11 protein-coding genes and 1 pseudogene are annotated in these 16,677 nt (G+C 68.1%); 7 read left to right on the top strand and 5 right to left on the bottom strand.

The window, feature by feature from the left end; genetic code table 11:
• The 6 genes and pseudogenes from leuS to purH all read left to right on the top strand — a co-directional run.
• Positions 1-1,837 (top strand): annotated as a pseudogene (leuS, locus tag ACFE7D_RS05900) (leucine--tRNA ligase); the annotation flags it as partial.
• On the top strand, positions 1,834-2,343 hold the full coding sequence (gene lptE / locus ACFE7D_RS05905; RefSeq protein WP_375394503.1) for an LPS assembly lipoprotein LptE: 510 nt from the start codon (positions 1,834-1,836) through the stop codon (positions 2,341-2,343). The pseudogene leuS and the gene lptE, both read left to right, overlap by 4 nt.
• Positions 2,340-3,359, top strand: coding sequence for a DNA polymerase III subunit delta (gene holA / locus ACFE7D_RS05910; protein WP_375394504.1), 1,020 nt, complete (start codon positions 2,340-2,342; stop codon positions 3,357-3,359). Before lptE ends, holA begins: the two co-directional genes overlap by 4 nt.
• 37 nt (positions 3,360-3,396) lie before the next feature.
• Positions 3,397-4,056, top strand: a complete 660-nt coding sequence (rpe, locus tag ACFE7D_RS05915) for a ribulose-phosphate 3-epimerase (protein WP_375394505.1) — start codon at positions 3,397-3,399, stop codon at positions 4,054-4,056.
• Positions 4,053-5,798, top strand: coding sequence for a heparinase II/III family protein (locus ACFE7D_RS05920; protein ID WP_375394506.1), 1,746 nt, complete (start codon positions 4,053-4,055; stop codon positions 5,796-5,798). Before rpe ends, ACFE7D_RS05920 begins: the two co-directional genes overlap by 4 nt.
• A 19-nt stretch (positions 5,799-5,817) precedes the next feature.
• Positions 5,818-7,383 carry a bifunctional phosphoribosylaminoimidazolecarboxamide formyltransferase/IMP cyclohydrolase gene (purH, locus tag ACFE7D_RS05925; protein WP_375394507.1) on the top strand — a complete coding sequence of 522 codons (1,566 nt, stop codon included), beginning with the start codon at positions 5,818-5,820 and terminating at the stop codon, positions 7,381-7,383.
• Between the two features lie 40 nt (positions 7,384-7,423).
• Here purH and ACFE7D_RS05930 read toward each other — a convergent pair whose 3' ends face one another.
• The 4 genes from ACFE7D_RS05930 to nadB all read right to left on the bottom strand — a co-directional run bounded on the left by ACFE7D_RS05930 (position 7,424) and on the right by nadB (position 14,854).
• Complete coding sequence (locus ACFE7D_RS05930) at positions 7,424-8,932, bottom strand: lipopolysaccharide biosynthesis protein (RefSeq protein ID WP_375394508.1); 1,509 nt, start codon at positions 8,930-8,932, stop codon at positions 7,424-7,426.
• 124 nt (positions 8,933-9,056) lie between these two features.
• Complete coding sequence (polA, locus tag ACFE7D_RS05935; protein ID WP_375394509.1) at positions 9,057-11,822, bottom strand: DNA polymerase I; 2,766 nt, start codon at positions 11,820-11,822, stop codon at positions 9,057-9,059.
• A gap of 92 nt (positions 11,823-11,914) precedes the next feature.
• Positions 11,915-13,018 carry a serine hydrolase gene (locus ACFE7D_RS05940; protein ID WP_375394510.1) on the bottom strand — a complete coding sequence of 368 codons (1,104 nt, stop codon included), beginning with the start codon at positions 13,016-13,018 and terminating at the stop codon, positions 11,915-11,917.
• A gap of 255 nt (positions 13,019-13,273) precedes the next feature.
• The gene (gene nadB, locus ACFE7D_RS05945; RefSeq protein ID WP_375394511.1) at positions 13,274-14,854 is read right to left on the bottom strand and encodes an L-aspartate oxidase; all 1,581 of its coding nucleotides are present in this window, start codon (positions 14,852-14,854) and stop codon (positions 13,274-13,276) included.
• A gap of 483 nt (positions 14,855-15,337) precedes the next feature.
• Here nadB and ACFE7D_RS05950 point away from each other — a divergent pair, with 483 nt between their 5' ends.
• Positions 15,338-15,565: a GCG_CRPN prefix-to-repeats domain-containing protein gene (locus tag ACFE7D_RS05950; RefSeq protein WP_375394512.1), complete on the top strand. Its 228-nt coding sequence runs from the start codon at positions 15,338-15,340 to the stop codon at positions 15,563-15,565.
• 24 nt (positions 15,566-15,589) lie between these two features.
• Here the strand turns inward: ACFE7D_RS05950 and ACFE7D_RS05955 are convergent, their stop codons facing one another.
• A complete protein-coding gene (locus ACFE7D_RS05955) occupies positions 15,590-16,516 on the bottom strand; it encodes an ABC transporter ATP-binding protein (RefSeq protein WP_375394513.1) in 927 nt (308 codons plus the stop codon).
• Positions 16,517-16,677: the final 161 nt, after the last annotated feature.

The following is a 16,677-nucleotide window of genomic DNA, read 5'->3' on the forward strand; positions in this document are numbered from 1 at the left end:
GGTTGCGGTTTAGGTTTGCGCTTTCTTCTTCCCCCCTCCCGCTTGCGGGAGGGGCGCAGATAACGTAGAAGTCTTCACCACCCGTCCCGACACGATCTTCGGCGCGAGCTTCGTCGCGGTCGCGGCGGATCATACGATCGCGCAGGCGCTTGCCGCGACCGACCCCGATGCCGCCGCGTTCATCGAACGCTGCAAACAGGGCGGCACGACCGCGGCCGAGCTGGAAACGCAGGAGAAGCTGGGCTTCGATACCGGGCTCGAGGCGCTGCATCCGCTCGACCCGGATTGGCATCTGCCGGTCTACATCGCCAATTTCGTGCTGATGGAATATGGCACGGGCGCGGTGTTCGGCGTGCCGGCGCACGACCAGCGCGACCTGGATTTCGCGCGCAAATACGGCCTGCCTGTCAAGCGCGTGGTGTCCGAAGGTGACGAAGATGAGCCACAGTTCGTCGGCGATGTCGCCTATACCGGCCCCGGCAGCCTGGTAAATTCCGGTTTTCTCAATGGGTTGGATATCGAGAACGCCAAGCGGACCGTCATAGAACGCGCCGAGTCCGAAGGCTGGGGCACCGGATCGACCGTCTATCGCCTGCGCGACTGGGGCGTCAGCCGCCAGCGTTACTGGGGCACGCCGATTCCGATGATCCACTGCTCGGCCTGCGGCGTGGTGCCGGTTCCGGCGGACCAATTGCCGGTGATCCTGCCCGAGGACGTATCGTTCGCGATCCCTGGCAACCCGCTCGACCGGCATCCGACCTGGAAGCACGTCGCCTGCCCGTCCTGCGGCGCGGACGCGGTACGCGAGACGGACACGCTCGATACCTTCGTCGATTCGAGCTGGTATTTCATCCGCTTCGCCAGCCAACCGGATGCGAAGCCGTTCGACCGGGTGGGCGCGGAGAAGTGGCTGCCGGTCGACCAGTATATCGGCGGGGTGGAGCATGCGATCCTGCATCTGCTCTATGCCCGCTTCTGGACGCGCGCGCTGCGGCATATCGGCATGCTCGACATCGCCGAGCCCTTCGCCGGGCTGTTCACGCAAGGCATGGTGACGCACGAGACGTACAAATCCGCCGATGGCCGATGGCTGTCGCCCGACGAGGTCGAGGACGGCACCGAACGCGCGACGGGTCAGGCGGTCACGACCGGTCGCATCGAGAAGATGTCGAAGTCCAAGAAGAACACGATCGATCCCGAACCGATCGTCGATCGGTACGGTGCGGACGCGGTGCGGTGGTTCATGCTGTCCGACAGCCCGCCCGAGCGCGATCTGGAATGGAGCGAGAACGGGATCGAGGGCGCATGGCGCTTCGTCCAGCGGCTATGGCGGCTGACGCAAACGGAGAAAAGCCCAGAGGGCGAAGACCTGCCGCTGCGCAAGCTCGCCCACCGCACGACCGCGGGCGTCGCGGACGCGATCGAGGGGCTGCAGTTCAACAAGGCGGTGGCGTTGCTATATACGCTGGCCAACGCCGTCGAGAAGGCCGCGCCATCCGCCGATCGCCGCGATGCGGCGCGGACGATGCTGCTGCTCGCCAGCCCGATGGTGCCGCATCTGGCGGAGGAAGCCTGGGCCGAGGCCGGGAATGACGGCCTGATCGCCGATGCCGCCTGGCCCGCGGTCGATCCCGCATTGCTGGTCGATGACGAGGTCACGATAGCGCTGCAGGTCAACGGCAAGCTGCGCGACACGCTGGTGCTGCCGAAGGGCACGCCGCGCGAGGCGATCGAAGCGGCGGCCCGCGCGAATGCCGCGGTCCGGCGCGTACTGGCGGGTGTCGAGCCCAGGAAAGTGATCGTCGTTCCCGATCGCCTCGTGAACCTCGTCGCATGAAGCGGCTCGCCCTTCTCGTCGCATTCGCCCTGCCGCTGGCGGGGTGCGGGCTGCATCCGCTCTATTCGGGCGGATCGTCGGGTGCGGTCGCGCAGGCGCTGGACCGGGTCGAGGTGTCGCCGATCCAGGGCAAGTCGGGCTGGCTGGTCGCCAACGCGCTGAAGGACCGGCTGTCGACGCAGGGCGCGGCCCCACTGTACCGGCTCGATCTCCGGCTCGACGATCAGATCGCGGGGCTCGGCGTTCAGCTGGACAACAGCGTGACGCGGGAGCGGCGGACGCTTCGCGCGCGCTACCAACTGGTCGACCTGGCAAGCGGGACGACATTGCTCGACGCAACGTCGAGCTACGACGCCGGCATCGACGTCGTCAGTTCCGAATATGCGACGATCGCGGCGGAGAACACCGCGCTGGAGCGGCTGTCGGAGATCGTCGCGGACCGCGTCGTGGCGCGGATCGCGCTGTACGCGCATCGCCGGATCGCCGCGCCGCCCGCTACCAAGTGAAGGCGACCGCGAACCAGCTTCGCGTTGCGCTCGACAAGCCGGGCGGGGACATCCGCCTGTTCCTGCTCCACGGCCCGGACGAAGCGGTCGCCGCCGAATTCGCGCGCCGGTTGCAGACCGCGATGGGGGCGGATGCCGAACGGATCGACCTGGACGGCGCGACGCTGAAAAGCGATCCGGCGCGGCTGGCGGACGAGGCGGCATCGCTTTCCCTCTTCGGAGGCGCGCGGCATATCCGTATCGCCCCGGCGGGGGAGGAATCGCTTGAGGCGTTCCAGACGCTGCTGACGGCGACCCATGCGGGCAACCCGGTCGTCGCGATCGCGCCCGGCGTTCGCTCTACCGCCAGGATCGTGAAGCTCGCAATCGACTCGCCGAAAGCGATGGCGTTCGCCTGCTACGCCCCGACCGCCGCGGATGCCGAACAGATCGCGGTCCGCCTGGCGCACGACCATGGTCTGAGAACCAGCGGCGGCATAGGCCGGCGGATCGCGGAGGCCGCGGGCGGCGACCGCGCGATCATGGCGCGCGAGATCGAGAAGATGGCGCTCTATCTCGACGCCGCGCCTGACCGGCCGCAGGATCTGGAGGATACGGCGATCGATGCGATCGGCGCGGACCTGGGCGACGCGGAGATGCAACGTGCGGTCGATGCGGTGATCGAGGGGCGGCCCGCCGATCTGGGCCGCGAACTCGCGCGGCTGGCGGAGGCGCGGACCTCGCCGATCCCCTGGCTGCGCGCGATCGCACGGCAGCTGATCGCGCTGGCCGGGATGCGCGCGGAGATCGACCGCGGCGAGGGCGTGGACACCGTCATGAAACGCCACCGCGTGTTCTTCAAGGAGGAGGCCGCGACGGCGCGCGCGCTTCGCCGCTGGACCCCGGTCGCGCTGACCCGCGGTCTTGCCCGCGTTCGTGCCGCGGAGCGATCGGTGATGACACCGGGCAATGCCGGCGACGTGCTGGCGGAGGTCGCGGTCACCGAGCTGGCGCGGGCGATGGCGCGGCGGGGATAGGTGGACCTGTCGCCGGACGCCCCCTAGAGATTGGGTCATGAACCCCGTCCGCATCGCGCCGTCCATCCTCTCCGCCGATTTCGCCACGCTGGGCGAGGAGGTGCGCGCGATCGACGAGGCCGGCGCGGACTGGATCCATATCGACGTGATGGACGGGCATTTCGTCCCCAATGTCAGCATGGGCCCCGCGATCGTGAAGGCGATCCGCCCGCATACGAAGAAGCCGTTCGACGTGCACCTGATGATCGCGCCGGTGGACGCCTATCTCGACGCCTTTGCCGAGGCGGGCGCTGACACGCTGACCGTGCATGTCGAGGCGGGGCCGCACATCCACCGCTCGCTCCAGCATGTGAAGTCGCTCGGCAAGCGCGCGGGCGTCGTGCTGTGCCCGGGGACGCCGGCCAAGGCGCTGGATTACCTGCTCGATCTCGCCGATCTTGTGCTGGTGATGAGCGTCAATCCCGGGTTCGGCGGACAGAGCTTCATCGAAAACCAGCTGAAGAAGATCGAGGCGATCCGGCGGATGATCGACCAGACCGGCCGCGCGATCGACCTGGAAGTAGACGGCGGTATCGACGCACATCGGGCGGCGCGGTGCATCGCGGCGGGCGCGGATGCGCTGGTGGCGGGCACGTCGGTGTTTCGCGACGGCCCCGCCGGATACGCCGCCAATATCGCGGCGCTCCGGGGCGGATGACGGACGGCGCGTCCGACGTCCCGACCGACGGCGTCGAGGAAGGCAAGCGGCTGATCCGGCTGGGCGGGGACAAGGGCCTGTCGCTGGCAGAGCGCCTGTCCGAACGCTTCCACCGGCTGACCTGGCGGACGCCTATTCACAGCATGCGGCTGAAGGGCCGCTATCCCTTGAAGCTGATCGCGGTGCCCGACGATCCGATCGTCGGGGACGTCGGGCGTGGGCGTGCGCTGCTGGAGGGCGTGCTGTCGTTTCGCGGCGAACGGCACGAGATCGAGACGATCGACCTCGCCAGGCCGCAATTCGGACGGGCGTTTGCGGACCATCTCCACGGCTTCGCCTGGCTGCGCGACCTGTCGACGGTCGCGACGCGTGCACAAGGCGCGCCGGTCGCCGAATATCTGATGGCGCGCTGGCTGGAGGCGCATGCCGATACGGTCCAGGGTGTCGCGTGGCGTGCCGATCATTGGGGCCGGCGCCTCCTGTTCTGGACGAGCCATGCGCCGCTGATCCTGTCGTCGACCGATCTGATCTATCGCTCTCGGGTGCTGAACGCGCTGGCCCGCGGCGCGCGGCATCTCGACCGCGGTGCGGACAAGGCCCCTGCCGGCACCCCGAGGATCGCCGCGTGGACGGGGATCGTCGCGGCGGGGTTGCTGATCCCCGGCGGCGATCCGCGCCGGGCGTTGGGCGAGGCCGGACTGGCGCGTGCGCTGGCGACCGGACTGACCGACGATGGCGGCGCGGTGTCGCGCAGCCCGCCGGCGCTGCTGGATACGGTCGAGCTGCTCGCGATGCTGCGCGAGACCTATGCCGCGCGGCGGATCGACATGCCCGCACCGGTCGCCACCGCGCTCGCTCGTGCGGTGCCAGCGCTGCTGGGCCTGACGCTCGGCGACAAGGCGCTTTCCAGCTGGCAGGGCGGCGGTCCGGTCGGGGCCGAACGCGTCGCCGCGATCGTCGAGGCGACGGGCATCCGAACGCGGCCGCTGCGCCAGGCGCGCGACTGGGGGTATCAGCGGCTGGCGGCGGGCGCGGCAGTGCTGGTCGTCGATGCCGCGCCACCGCCCGTCGCGCGCCTGGTGGAGGGGGGATGCGCGTCGACGCTGGCGTTCGAATTCTCCGACGGCCTTGCACGGCTGATCGTCAATTGCGGTGGTGCGCGGGCGGCGCGGGCGACGATGCCGGCGGCGTTGCTCGAGGGGCTGCGTACCACCGCGGCGCATTCGACGCTGACGATCGCGGACAGCAATTCGACCGCGATCCATGCCGACGGCACGCTCGGCCGCGGCGTCGCAGCAGTCGAGCTGAGCCGCCAGGAATCGGATGCGGCCAGCCGGATCGAGGCGAGCCATGACGGCTATGTCCGCCGCTACGGCTTCGTGCATCGCCGGCAATTGATGCTGACCGGCGACGGACGCGAGTTGCGGGGCGAGGACGCGTTGCTGCCCGAAGGACGGCGGCGGCGGGCCAACACCGCGTTCGCGGTCCGCTTCCATCTCGGCCACGGGGTACAGGCATCGCCGACCGCCGACGGGCTGGCTGCGATCCTGCGGCTGCCGGGCCAAGGATTGGGTAGCGGGGCGTTGTGGCAATTCCGCTGCCGCGGCGGAACGCTCGGTATCGAGGACAGCGTGTGGGTCGATGCGGGCGGCCGACCGCTCCACACGCAGCAGCTCGTGGTATCCGGCGAGGCCCCGGCCGGCGGTGCGAGCGTGAGCTGGGCCTTGAAGCGGGCGTCGTGATGCGCCACGGCGCGCGGTCATGACCGACATCATGATCCGCCGCGCGCTGCTTTCCGTTTCCGACAAGTCGGGACTGGTCGATCTCGCCTGGTCGCTGGCGGGCAAGAGCGTCGAACTGGTTTCCACCGGCGGTACCGCCAAGGCGCTGCGCGATGCGGGGCTGACGGTGCGCGATGTGTCCGACCTGACGGGTTTTCCCGAGATGATGGACGGGAGGGTGAAGACTTTGCACCCCATGGTCCACGGCGGGCTGCTCGCGGTCCGCGACGACGCCGCCCATGTCGCGGCGATGGAGGCGCACGGGATCGGCGCGATCGATCTGGTGGTCGTCAATCTCTACCCGTTCGAGGCGACGGTCGCGAAGGGTGCGGACCGGCCGACGGTCATCGAGAATATCGACATCGGCGGCCCGTCGATGGTGCGGTCGGCGGCGAAGAACCACGCCTTCGTCGCGATCGTGACCGATCCGGCGGACTATGCGCTGGTCGCGGGCGGCACCACGACACTGGACGATCGCAAGCGCCTGGCCGCCAAGGCGTTTGCCCGGACCGCTGAATATGACGCGATGATTGCTAGCTGGTTCGCGTTTGCAGACCAGCGACAGATGTTCCCCGATACGCTGCCGCTGGTACTGAAGGCACCCGTCGTGCTGCGCTATGGCGAGAACCCGCACCAGCAGGCCGCCTTCTACCGCCATGCCGGACCCGCGGCGCGCGGCATCGGTCAGGCGCGACAGGTGCAGGGCAAGGAACTGAGCTACAACAACTATAACGACGCCGATGCCGCACTGGAACTGATCGCCGAATTCCGCGACGCCGCGCCGACCTGCGTCATCGTGAAGCACGCCAACCCCTGCGGCGTCGCGACCGCCGACACGTTGGGCGCAGCGTACGAGGCGGCGCTCGCCTGCGATACGGTGTCCGCGTTCGGCGGGATCATCGCGGTCAACCGGCCGCTTGATGCCGCGACGACGCGGGCGATCACCGGCATCTTCACCGAAGTCGTCGTCGCGCCCGATGCCGACGAGGAGGCGCTGGCATTGTTCGCCGCCAAGAAGAACCTGCGGCTGCTGCTGACCGGTGGCCTGCCCGACCCGGTGCGCGCCGGGCTGACGGCGAAGTCGATCGCCGGCGGCTGGCTGGTGCAGGGGCGCGATTCGGGGACGCCCGGCGATCTGACCGTCGTCACCAAACGCGCACCGACGCCGCAGGAACTGGCCGATTGCCGCTTCGCCTGGACGGTCGCCAAGCACGTCAAATCCAACGCGATCGTCTATGCCAGGGACGGCGCGACCGCAGGGATCGGCGCCGGACAGATGAACCGGCTGGAATCCGCGCGGATCGCGGCATGGAAGGCAAAGGACGCCGCGGACAAGGCCGGCTGGGCGACGCCGCGGACGATCGGTTCGGCGGTGGCATCGGATGCGTTCTTCCCCTTCGCCGACGGGCTGATGGCCGCGGTCGAGGCTGGCGCGACTGCGGTGATCCAGCCGGGCGGATCGATCCGCGATGCCGGCGTCATTGCCGCGGCAGATGCGGCGGGTTTGGCGATGGTGTTCACAGGAATGCGCCACTTCAGGCACTGAGCCGCCGTGTTCGTGCGGACTGAAGAACACCGGGCGGGCCTTAAACCGCCGACAGTGGCAGCGTCGCCTCCTCCGCGCGCGGCATCGTGCCGAACAGCGCGCGGTCGGCGGGGCCGAAGGCGTAGCGCCACAGGATGAACAGATAGGTCCCCGCGATCGCGGGTTCGCCGATCAGCAACTGCGCCCATTCATAGTCGTGCGGCAGCAGCGTGAAGCCGCCGCCGACCGCGGTCGCCGCCACCGCCGCCCAGATCAGCGGCCAACGCCACGGCGACACCTTCGCGCCGAGGATGCGCGACAAAAGCCGCATCTTGGCGATGCTCATCAGCCCCAGCGACACCATCAGCGCGACCGCGGGACCCGCCGCCTGCCAGGTCGCGGGCCAGCCGAGCCACCGCATCGCGAAGATGAGAACGAAGCTGAGCGCGATCTGGAACGCCAGTGTCAGGATCGAGATCGCGAGGTTTCGGTGCCGCGCGACATAGACCAGCGCCGATTCACTGACCGCGCCCGACGACGCGAGCACTTCTGCGATCAGCAGGAAGGCGAGCGCCGCGGTGCCCGCGACGAATTGCGGGCCCACGACGCCCATCACCGCCTTGCCCGGGATCGATCCCATCAGCGCCAGCCCCCCTTGCGCCGCGATGATCCAGAACGCGACCTGGCGCACCTGCCGCGCGATCGCGGCCTTGTCACCGATCGCCAGGCTTTGGGTGATGACGGGTCCGAGGATCGGGTCGAAGCTGGTCTTCAGCTTCTGCGGCAGGCTCGCGACCTGCTGCGCCATGTAATAGATGCCGACGATCTTGGGCGCGAACAGCACGCCCAGGATGAACCGGTCGACATTGCGCGTCCCCCATTCGAGCGCGTCCGCCCCCGCCAGCGGCACGTTCTTGCGCGCCAGCGTTAGCAGCGGCGCGATCCGCGGCTGCCAGCCCTTGGGCAAGCCATAGGTGCGAAGGAACGGCACGAGGCTGGCGATCAGCGCCGCGGTCATCGACGTGCAATAGGACAGCACCAGCCCGTCGCGGTGCGCGACGAAGGAAAAGGCCCAGGCCGCGACGGAGATCGTCCAGGGCTCGACCACCGCGCGCGCGGTCACCGTCGCCTTGACGTCGTGGCGGTACGCCAGCGCGGCCAGGCTGACGTCGGACCAGGCGACCGCGATGATGACGCAGGGCAGATACCGGTCGAGTCCGCGGATCGCCGAATTCGGGTACATGATCTCGGGAAACAGCCATAGAAAGGCGCTGGCCGCAATCGCCGCCAGGAACGCGACCGCCATGGCGTTCCACACGACCTCGACCTGCGGCTGGTCGCTGTCGACCAATGCCTGGGCGAGACCGCGCTTCAGCCCGAGCGTCGCCACGAGGGCGGCGAGTTCGACGACGACCACGGCAATGGCGAAGCGCCCGACGAGATCGGGACCGTAGATCCGCCCGGCGATGAAAAGGAAGGGAATCCGCGCCGCCAGCCGAAGGACGAAGCCCGCGATGTTGGTGCGGCCGCCTTTGGCCAGGGCGTCGATGTCTTCCTTGGGTTCGGTCATTCGACGGGGGACATCGTGCTGCCCTCACCCTTCCCACCGCTAACGCGGCGGGCCCCTTCCCTCTCCCAACGGGAGAGGGAAAAGACGCCGAAGGCGGCGAAGGGTGAGGACAGCCCGAGCGCACTCAATGCGCCGCGCCCCAGCTCAAGCCAGTCCCGATCTCGATCCCCAGCGGCACCGACAGCGTCATCGCCGGTTCCGCCGCGGTCGCCATCACGCGTTCGATCACCGCGCTGGCCGCCGCCACGTCGCCCGCAGGTAGTTCGAACACCAGTTCGTCGTGCACCTGGAGCAGCATGCGGACATGGCCGAGCCCCGTCGCGTCCAGCGCCGGCCCCATCCGGGTCATTGCGCGCTTGATGATGTCCGCGCAGGTGCCCTGAATCGGGGCGTTGATCGCGGCGCGTTCCGCCCCCTGACGCTCGTGCTGCACCTTCGATTTGATCCGCGGGAAATGCGTCTTGCGGCCGAACAACGTGGTGGTGAAGCCGCGCTCGCGGACGGACTCGGTGGTCGCGGCGATATAGTTGCGGATGCCCGGGAAGCGATCGAAATAGCGGTCGATCATTGCCTGCGCCTCGTCCGCGGTCACGTCGAGCCGCCCCGCCAGCCCCCAGCGGCTGATGCCGTACAGGATCGCGAAGTTGATCGTCTTCGCCCGGCCGCGGGTGTCGCGGTTGACCTCGCCGAACAATTCCTGCGCGGTGAGCGAATGGATGTCGTCGCCGTTCGCGAACGCCGCCCTCAGCGCGGGCACGTCCGCCATATGTGCTGCCAGGCGCAGCTCGATCTGCGAATAGTCCGCCGCCAGGATGACGTTGCCCGGGTCCGCCACGAACGCGTCGCGGATCTGGCGGCCGATCTCGGTGCGGATCGGGATGTTCTGGAGGTTCGGATCGGTCGAGGACAATCGCCCCGTCTGCGCCCCGGTCAGGCTGTAGCTGGTATGGACGCGGCCCGTCGCGGGATCGATCTGTTCCTGCAAAGCATCGGTATAGGTGTTCTTCAGTTTCGCCAGCTGCCGCCAGTCGAGCACCCGCGCGGCGATCTCGGCGCCGGGAGAATCCCGGTCGGCGGCGATCCGTTCCAGTTCGGTGACGTCGGTCGAATAGACCCCCGACTTCCCCTTGCGGCCCCCCTTGATGCCCATCCGTTCGAACAGCACGTCGCCCAGTTGTTTGGGGCTGCCGATGGTGAAGGACCCGCCCGCCAGCCCGTGGATCACCGTCTCCAGTTCGGCCAGCTTCACGGTAAAGTCCGCGGACAGCGCCGCCAGTTTCTCGCGATCGACGCGGATACCGTGGCGTTCCATGCCGGCGACGACGGCCACCAAAGGCCGGTCGACCATTTCGTAGACCCGCGTCGATCCCTCGGCTGGCAAGCGCGGCTTGAACCGCCGCCACAACCTGAGCGTGACATCGGCGTCCTCCGCGGCGTAGCGGGTGGCGGCCTTCAGATCGATCTCGTGGAAGCCGCGCTGCGTCTTGCCCACGCCGACCACGTCCTTGAACGCAATGCAGCTGTGCGAGAGATGCGTCGCGGCCAGCTCGTCCATGCCGTGCCCGTGGAGGCCCGCGTCGAGATCGAAGCTCATCACGATCGTGTCGTCATAGGGCGCGACATCGATCCCCAGCCGCGCCAGGATGATGAAGTCGTATTTGAGATTGTGGCCGATCTTCAGGACCGACGGATCCTCGAACAGATCCTTCAGCATCCCCAGCGCTTCGGCGCGGTCGATCTGCACCGGGACCTCGGACAGCAGGTCATGCCCGCCATGGCCGAGCGGGATGTAACAGGCGAGGTTGGGGTAGAGCGCCATCGACACGCCGACCAGATCGGCACGCATCGGGTCCTTCCCCGTCGTTTCGGTATCGACCGCGATCCAGCCCTGGTGCCGCGCCACGGCGCACCAGCGTTCGAGATCGGCGAGCGTCGTGACGGTCTCGTAGCCGTCATGGTCGCAAGGGGGATCGTCTTGATGCGGCACGCTGACGGGTTCGGGCACCGGCGCATCCGCCACGCCACCCGCGGTGCCGAGCTTGGCGAGCAGCGACTTGAAGCCGTGATGTTCGAGGAACGCCCTGAGCGGCGCGTCGGGGATACCCCGCAGCACCAGGTCGTCGAGCGGTTCGGGCAGCGCCACGTCGCATTTCAGGTCGACCAGCACCCGGCTCAATCGCGCCATCTCGGCATGCTCGATGAGATTGTCGCGCAGCTTGCCCGGTTTCATTGCCGGGGCTGCGGCCAGCACAGCCTCCAGATCGCCATGTTCGAGGATCAGCTTCGCCGCGGTCTTGGGACCGACACCAGGCACGCCCGGCACGTTGTCGACGCTGTCGCCCATCAGCGCCAGCACGTCGCCGAGCTGCGTCGGGGCGATGCCGAAGAACTTCTCCGCGACATGCTCAGCGCCAAGCCGGCGGTTGTTCATCGTATCATACAGGTCGAGCCCCGGCTCGATCAGCTGCATCAGGTCCTTGTCGGAGCTGACGATGGTCACTTCCCACCCTTGCGCCAATGCCGCCCTGGCATAGCAGGCGATGATGTCGTCCGCCTCCAGCCCCTCGGTCTCGATGCAGGGCAGCGAGAAGGCGCGGGTCGCGTCGCGGATCATCGGGAATTGCGGGACGAGGTCTTCGGGCGGCGGCGGACGGTGGGCCTTGTATTGGTCGTACAGATCGTTGCGGAAGGTCTTGGACGACTTGTCGAGGATGACGGCCATATGGGTCGGGCCATCTGCGGCGTGGACCTCGTCCGCCAGCTTCCACAGCATCGTCGTATAGCCATAGACCGCACCGACCGGCTCGCCATGCTTGTTGGTCAGCGGCGGGAGGCGGTGATAGGCGCGGAAGATATAGCCGGAGCCGTCGACGAGATAGAGATGAGGCATCGCGGCGAACCTAGCGGATGATGGGATGACGAACCACCAATTCCTCCCCGGTGAAGCGACCGATATCTCATCCTTCCCCGCCGCGGGAGGATTTAGCCAGCCGTCCCGGCCGCCGCATAGGCCGCCACCGCCGCCGCGACGGACTGGATCAACTGCTGGCGCGCCGACATCGATTCGCGGGTGTCGCCGATCATGACGGCGATCGTGAAACGACGACCGTCCGGCGCGGTCAGCAGGCCGACATCGTTGAACCCGGCGTTGCGTTGGCCGAGGTCCTGGCCGGTGCCCGTCTTGTGCGCGATCTTCCAGCCGGCAGGCAGCGCGGCGCGCAGGCGGGCACGACCGGTGATCGACTGGCCCATCGTGTCGAGCAGCACCCGCGTCGAGGTCTCGCTGAGCAGGTCGCCGCGCGCCAGCCTGGCCAGCGCATCGGCGATCGCCACCGGCTCCGCACCGTCCGGCGGATCGGCAACATAGGCGTCGAGCGCGGCGGCGCGCGCCGCGGGCGACAGGCGAGAGCGTGCCTGCTCGAACGCACCGCTGACCGCATAGCCCGGCTGCCAGGTCAGCCCGGCGGTGCGTGCCTGGAGCAGCCGCTCGCCGGGGCCAAAGCGGATACCGCCGAGCCGTTTGCGTTCGATCATCGACCGCACCGCCGCGGGGCCGCCGACATAGCTCAGCAACCGGTCGTTGGCGGTATTGTCGCTCATCGTCAGCGCGCGGTGGAGCAATTCCCCGAGCGTCGTGTGATAGCCGTCGCCCTTCACCAGCATCGCGATCGGCTGGTGGAAGAGCGTCAGGTCTTCGGACCGGACGACAACCGGATCGTCGAGCCGCGCCTTGCCCTGGTCGCGCAGGTCGAGCAATGTGATCGCGACCCACAGTTTCGATACCGATTGCTGCGGCAGGAACTGCCGACCGCCGGCCTGCACCGTCCATCCGGAGTCGACGCCGCGCACCGCAATGCCCATCTTGCCTTCGAACCCGGCGTGCAGCGCCTCGATCGAACGCGCCAGTTGCACGGGTGGCGGATGCGCGACGATCGGCACCGGCAGCGGGACCGGCAGCGACACCGCGACCGGATCGGCACGACCGGGCGCGGAGGCGCTGGCACCGGGGCGCGACGGGCTGCACGCCACAAGCGCGACGAGCGCGGCGGCGACGATGATCCGGCCCACCGGGCGCGTCGATCGCATGTTGATGGTCGTGCCCCTTTCGCGAGCAACCAGCCTTATCGTTTGAACTGCCATGGGAAACAGCCGGGTAGCCGCCCTGCGGTGAACCGCGCCTGAAGCGGGACGGGTGGAATCGGGGCTGATGATCATCCTTCCAACTTCCGTCACCCCGGACTTGCTCCGGGGTCCATCGGGCGGCGAGCGCAAGGACGAGGCTCCTGCCATCTCGCTCGCGGCACCATGGACCCCCGGCGCAAGGCCGGGGTGACGGATACCTCACGGCACCAATATCGTATCCTGCGCCACCGGAAGCGTCTCCGGCCAGTCGAGCGTGTAATGCAGCCCCCGGCTCTCATGACGGTGCAGTGCCGACCGAACGATCAGATCCGCGGTCTGCAACAGGTTGCGCAGCTCGATCAGGTCCGGGGTCACGCGGAAAAGTGCGTAATATTCTGCGACCTCGTCGTTCAGCAATTTGATACGGTGCGCCGCGCGCTCCAGCCGCTTGGTGGTGCGGACGATGCCGACATAATTCCACATGAAACGGCGAATCTCGGTCCAGGTCTGCTTGATGACGACCTCCTCGTCCGAATCCTCGACCCGGCTTTCGTCCCAGCCGCGGATCGCGGGGACCGGGGGCAGCGCGTCCCAATCGTCCGCGATGCTTCGGGCGACCGCCTCGCCGAAGACGAAGCATTCGAGCAACGAATTGGACGCGAGCCGGTTCGCACCGTGCAGCCCCGACTGGGTGCATTCCCCCGCCGCGTACAGCGCCGGCAGGTCGGTCCGGCCGTCGCGGTCGATCACGATGCCGCCGCAGGTGTAATGCTGCGCCGGCACCACCGGGATGGGTGCGCGGGTCATGTCGATCCCCAGCCCCATCAGCTTTTCATGGATGTTGGGGAAATGCCCGCGGATGAAATCGGCGGGCATGTGGCTGATGTCCAGATGGACGTAATCGAGCCCGTAGCGCTTGATCTCCGCATCGATCGCGCGCGCCACGACATCGCGCGGCGCGAGTTCGAGGCGCAGCGGATCGTAATAGGTCATGAAGCGATTGCCGGTCTTCGGGTTCACCAGCCGCCCGCCCTCGCCACGCACCGCCTCGGTAATGAGGAAATTCTTGACCTCCAGATTGTAGAGGCAGGTCGGGTGGAACTGCATGAATTCCATGTTCGACACGCGGCAGCCCGCACGCCAAGCCATCGCGATGCCGTCCCCGGTCGCACCCCGGGGGGCGGTGGAGAACAGGTAGGTCCGCCCCGCGCCTCCCGTGGCCAGCACGGTCGCGCGCGCGGTGTGCAGATCGACGCGGCCGGTCGCGCGATCCACCGCATAGACGCCCCAGACATGCCCAGCGCCCGAATAGCGTTCCTCGTGCCGACCGGTCGCGAGGTCGATCGCGACCTGGTCGGGGACGAGGCGGATATCGGGATGCGCCTCGCACGCACGCTGCAGCGCCTCCTGCACCGCCCAGCCGGTCGCGTCGTCGACATGGACGATGCGGCGATGCGAATGCCCGCCCTCGCGCGTCAGGTGCAGCGCATTCCCGTCCGTCGCGAAAGGTACGCCGAGCGACGACAACCGCTCGATCGCCGCCGGCGCGCCCTCGACGATCATCTCGACGATGCCGCGGTCGTTGAGCCCCGCGCCTGCGACCATCGTATCCTCGACATGGTTCTCGAACGTATCGCCGGGTTCCAGCACCGCGGCGATCCCGCCTTGCGCCCAGGCGGTCGATCCTTCGTTCAGCGCGCCCTTCGCCAGCACGGTGACGCTGAACCGGTCCGCGAGGTTCAGCGCCGCGGTCAGCCCCGCCGCGCCCGAACCGACGATGAGGACGTCGGACTGGTTCATGCGCGATCTCCCGAAACGGCGCGGAAGTGGACGAACCACGCGCTACGTCGGCGAGGGAATCGCGTTGCACGACGGGGCATTCGGGTCGGCGTGGTGAAGCAGGCGGCAAGGGAAGTCCGGAACATGGCGCGCGCTGTCGCACGAAACGGGGGGTGTAGGACAGGGGGATGGGGAAGGGATATGACGGCCGGGATCGGCCAGAGCGGCCACCCCTCACCCCTCCCCGGCGCAGGCCGGGGCCCAGGTGCGATGGTTTGATTGGCGAGGGCACCGCGTCGTCACGGCCACCGCTGCAACTGGGCCCCGGCCTTAGCCGGGGAGGGGAAGGAGGGAGGGAGGCGACAGGTTGCCGAGGCGTGGCGATCGGCACCGAGCCTTACCCTATGGTTTCGTTCACGGAACGGTCCTGCGAAACCGGCGTTTTGCCCGCGCGGTCCTGCGCGGTCCTGTTGAATCGTCAGCGCAACGTCATCGGAGAGATCCATGAAAACCATTCCCGCCATCGCAATTGCCGCCACCTTGGGCACGGGTGTTATTGCCGTCGCACCCGCCGACGCGCGCGATGGCTGCGGCCCCGGTTTCCATGCCGGACCGCGTGGCCGATGCTTTCCCAATCAGGCCGGCTATTTTGATGGCCATCGCGGCTATTGGGATGGCCATCGCTATTGGCAGCACCGCGAGCGTTTCCAGGGCGGCTGGCGCTATCGTTAAGATCAGACCGGCGTAGCGTTCGCGCTACGCCGCGTTTGCTGCGCGCGTCAGGCTGAGGAACACATCCTCCAGATCGGCTTCCTTGGTCGATACGTCGATGATTCCGAACCCATCACCTTGCACCGCGGCCAGCACTTCGCCCGCGTTCACCCGGCTCTTGTCGTAGGTGATCTCCAGCGTCCGCGCGCCCTTCAGCGCGATCTTCTGGAAACAGATCGCCTCCGGCACCGCGGCGACGTCGCGGTCGACGGTCACCGCGACGATCTTCTCCTGTGCCTTGCCCACCAGATCGCGGGTCGGCTCGTTCGCAATGACCCGACCATTGTTGATGATCGCGATCCGGTCGCAGAGCTGCTCCGCCTCTTCCAGATAATGCGTCGTCAGCACGACGGTCACGCCCCGTCGGTTGAGACCGCGGACATAGGTCCATAATTGCTGGCGAAGCTCGATATCGACACCGGCGGTGGGCTCGTCGAGCACCAGCACCGGCGGCGAATGCGTCATCGCCTTCGCCACCATCAGCCGCCGCTTCATGCCGCCCGACAAGGTGCGGGCATAGGCGTTGGCCTTGTCCTCCAGATGCACCGCGCTCAGCAGATCCATCGTCCGCCGCTTCGCCTTGGGCACGCCGTAGAGGCCGGCCTGGATCTCCAGCGTCTCGAAGGGGGTGAAGAACGGGTCGAACAGGATCTCCTGATTGACGATCCCGATCGACGCCTTGGCGTTGCGCGGGTGCTGGTCGATATCGAAGCCCCAGATGGCCGCGGTGCCGTCGGTCTTGTTGACCAGCCCGGCGAGAATGTTGATCAGCGTCGACTTTCCCGCACCGTTGGGGCCGAGCAGTCCGAAGATCTGACCGCGGGGGATGTCGATACTGACATCGTCCAGCGCACGCTTGCCACCGACATAGGTCTTGCAGAGGTGCTGGATGCTGATCGCGGCGTCGGTCATGGGAGGGGCGATAGGCGTGGCGACGCGAAATTCCAATCCTCCCCGCGCGCGGGGAGGGAGGCCGCGCTCACGGAGCGTGGTGGAGGGGGCTCTCCACGTAGGATAGCGCTTGCGGCCCGCCCCCCCCCCCCGGCCCGCGGGTCCCCCCCCCCGCGCGCGGG

The sequence above is a fragment of the uncultured Sphingomonas sp. genome (genome assembly GCF_964244235.1).
In the GTDB taxonomy this organism is placed as follows: domain Bacteria; phylum Pseudomonadota; class Alphaproteobacteria; order Sphingomonadales; family Sphingomonadaceae; genus Sphingomonas.

What these genes read in the sequence shown, in the direction of transcription:
- lptE (WP_375394503.1), top strand. Translation starts at nt 1,834, where the DNA reads ATGAAGCGGCTCGCCCTTCTCGTCGCATTCGCCCTGCCGCTGGCGGGG.
- rpe (WP_375394505.1), top strand. Translation starts at nt 3,397, where the DNA reads ATGAACCCCGTCCGCATCGCGCCGTCCATCCTCTCCGCCGATTTCGCC.
- ACFE7D_RS05920 (WP_375394506.1), top strand. Translation starts at nt 4,053, where the DNA reads ATGACGGACGGCGCGTCCGACGTCCCGACCGACGGCGTCGAGGAAGGC.
- purH (WP_375394507.1), top strand. Translation starts at nt 5,818, where the DNA reads ATGACCGACATCATGATCCGCCGCGCGCTGCTTTCCGTTTCCGACAAG.
- ACFE7D_RS05930 (WP_375394508.1), bottom strand. Translation starts at nt 8,932, where the DNA reads ATGACCGAACCCAAGGAAGACATCGACGCCCTGGCCAAAGGCGGCCGC.
- polA (WP_375394509.1), bottom strand. Translation starts at nt 11,822, where the DNA reads ATGCCTCATCTCTATCTCGTCGACGGCTCCGGCTATATCTTCCGCGCC.
- ACFE7D_RS05940 (WP_375394510.1), bottom strand. Translation starts at nt 13,018, where the DNA reads ATGCGATCGACGCGCCCGGTGGGCCGGATCATCGTCGCCGCCGCGCTC.
- nadB (WP_375394511.1), bottom strand. Translation starts at nt 14,854, where the DNA reads ATGAACCAGTCCGACGTCCTCATCGTCGGTTCGGGCGCGGCGGGGCTG.
- ACFE7D_RS05950 (WP_375394512.1), top strand. Translation starts at nt 15,338, where the DNA reads ATGAAAACCATTCCCGCCATCGCAATTGCCGCCACCTTGGGCACGGGT.
- ACFE7D_RS05955 (WP_375394513.1), bottom strand. Translation starts at nt 16,516, where the DNA reads ATGACCGACGCCGCGATCAGCATCCAGCACCTCTGCAAGACCTATGTC.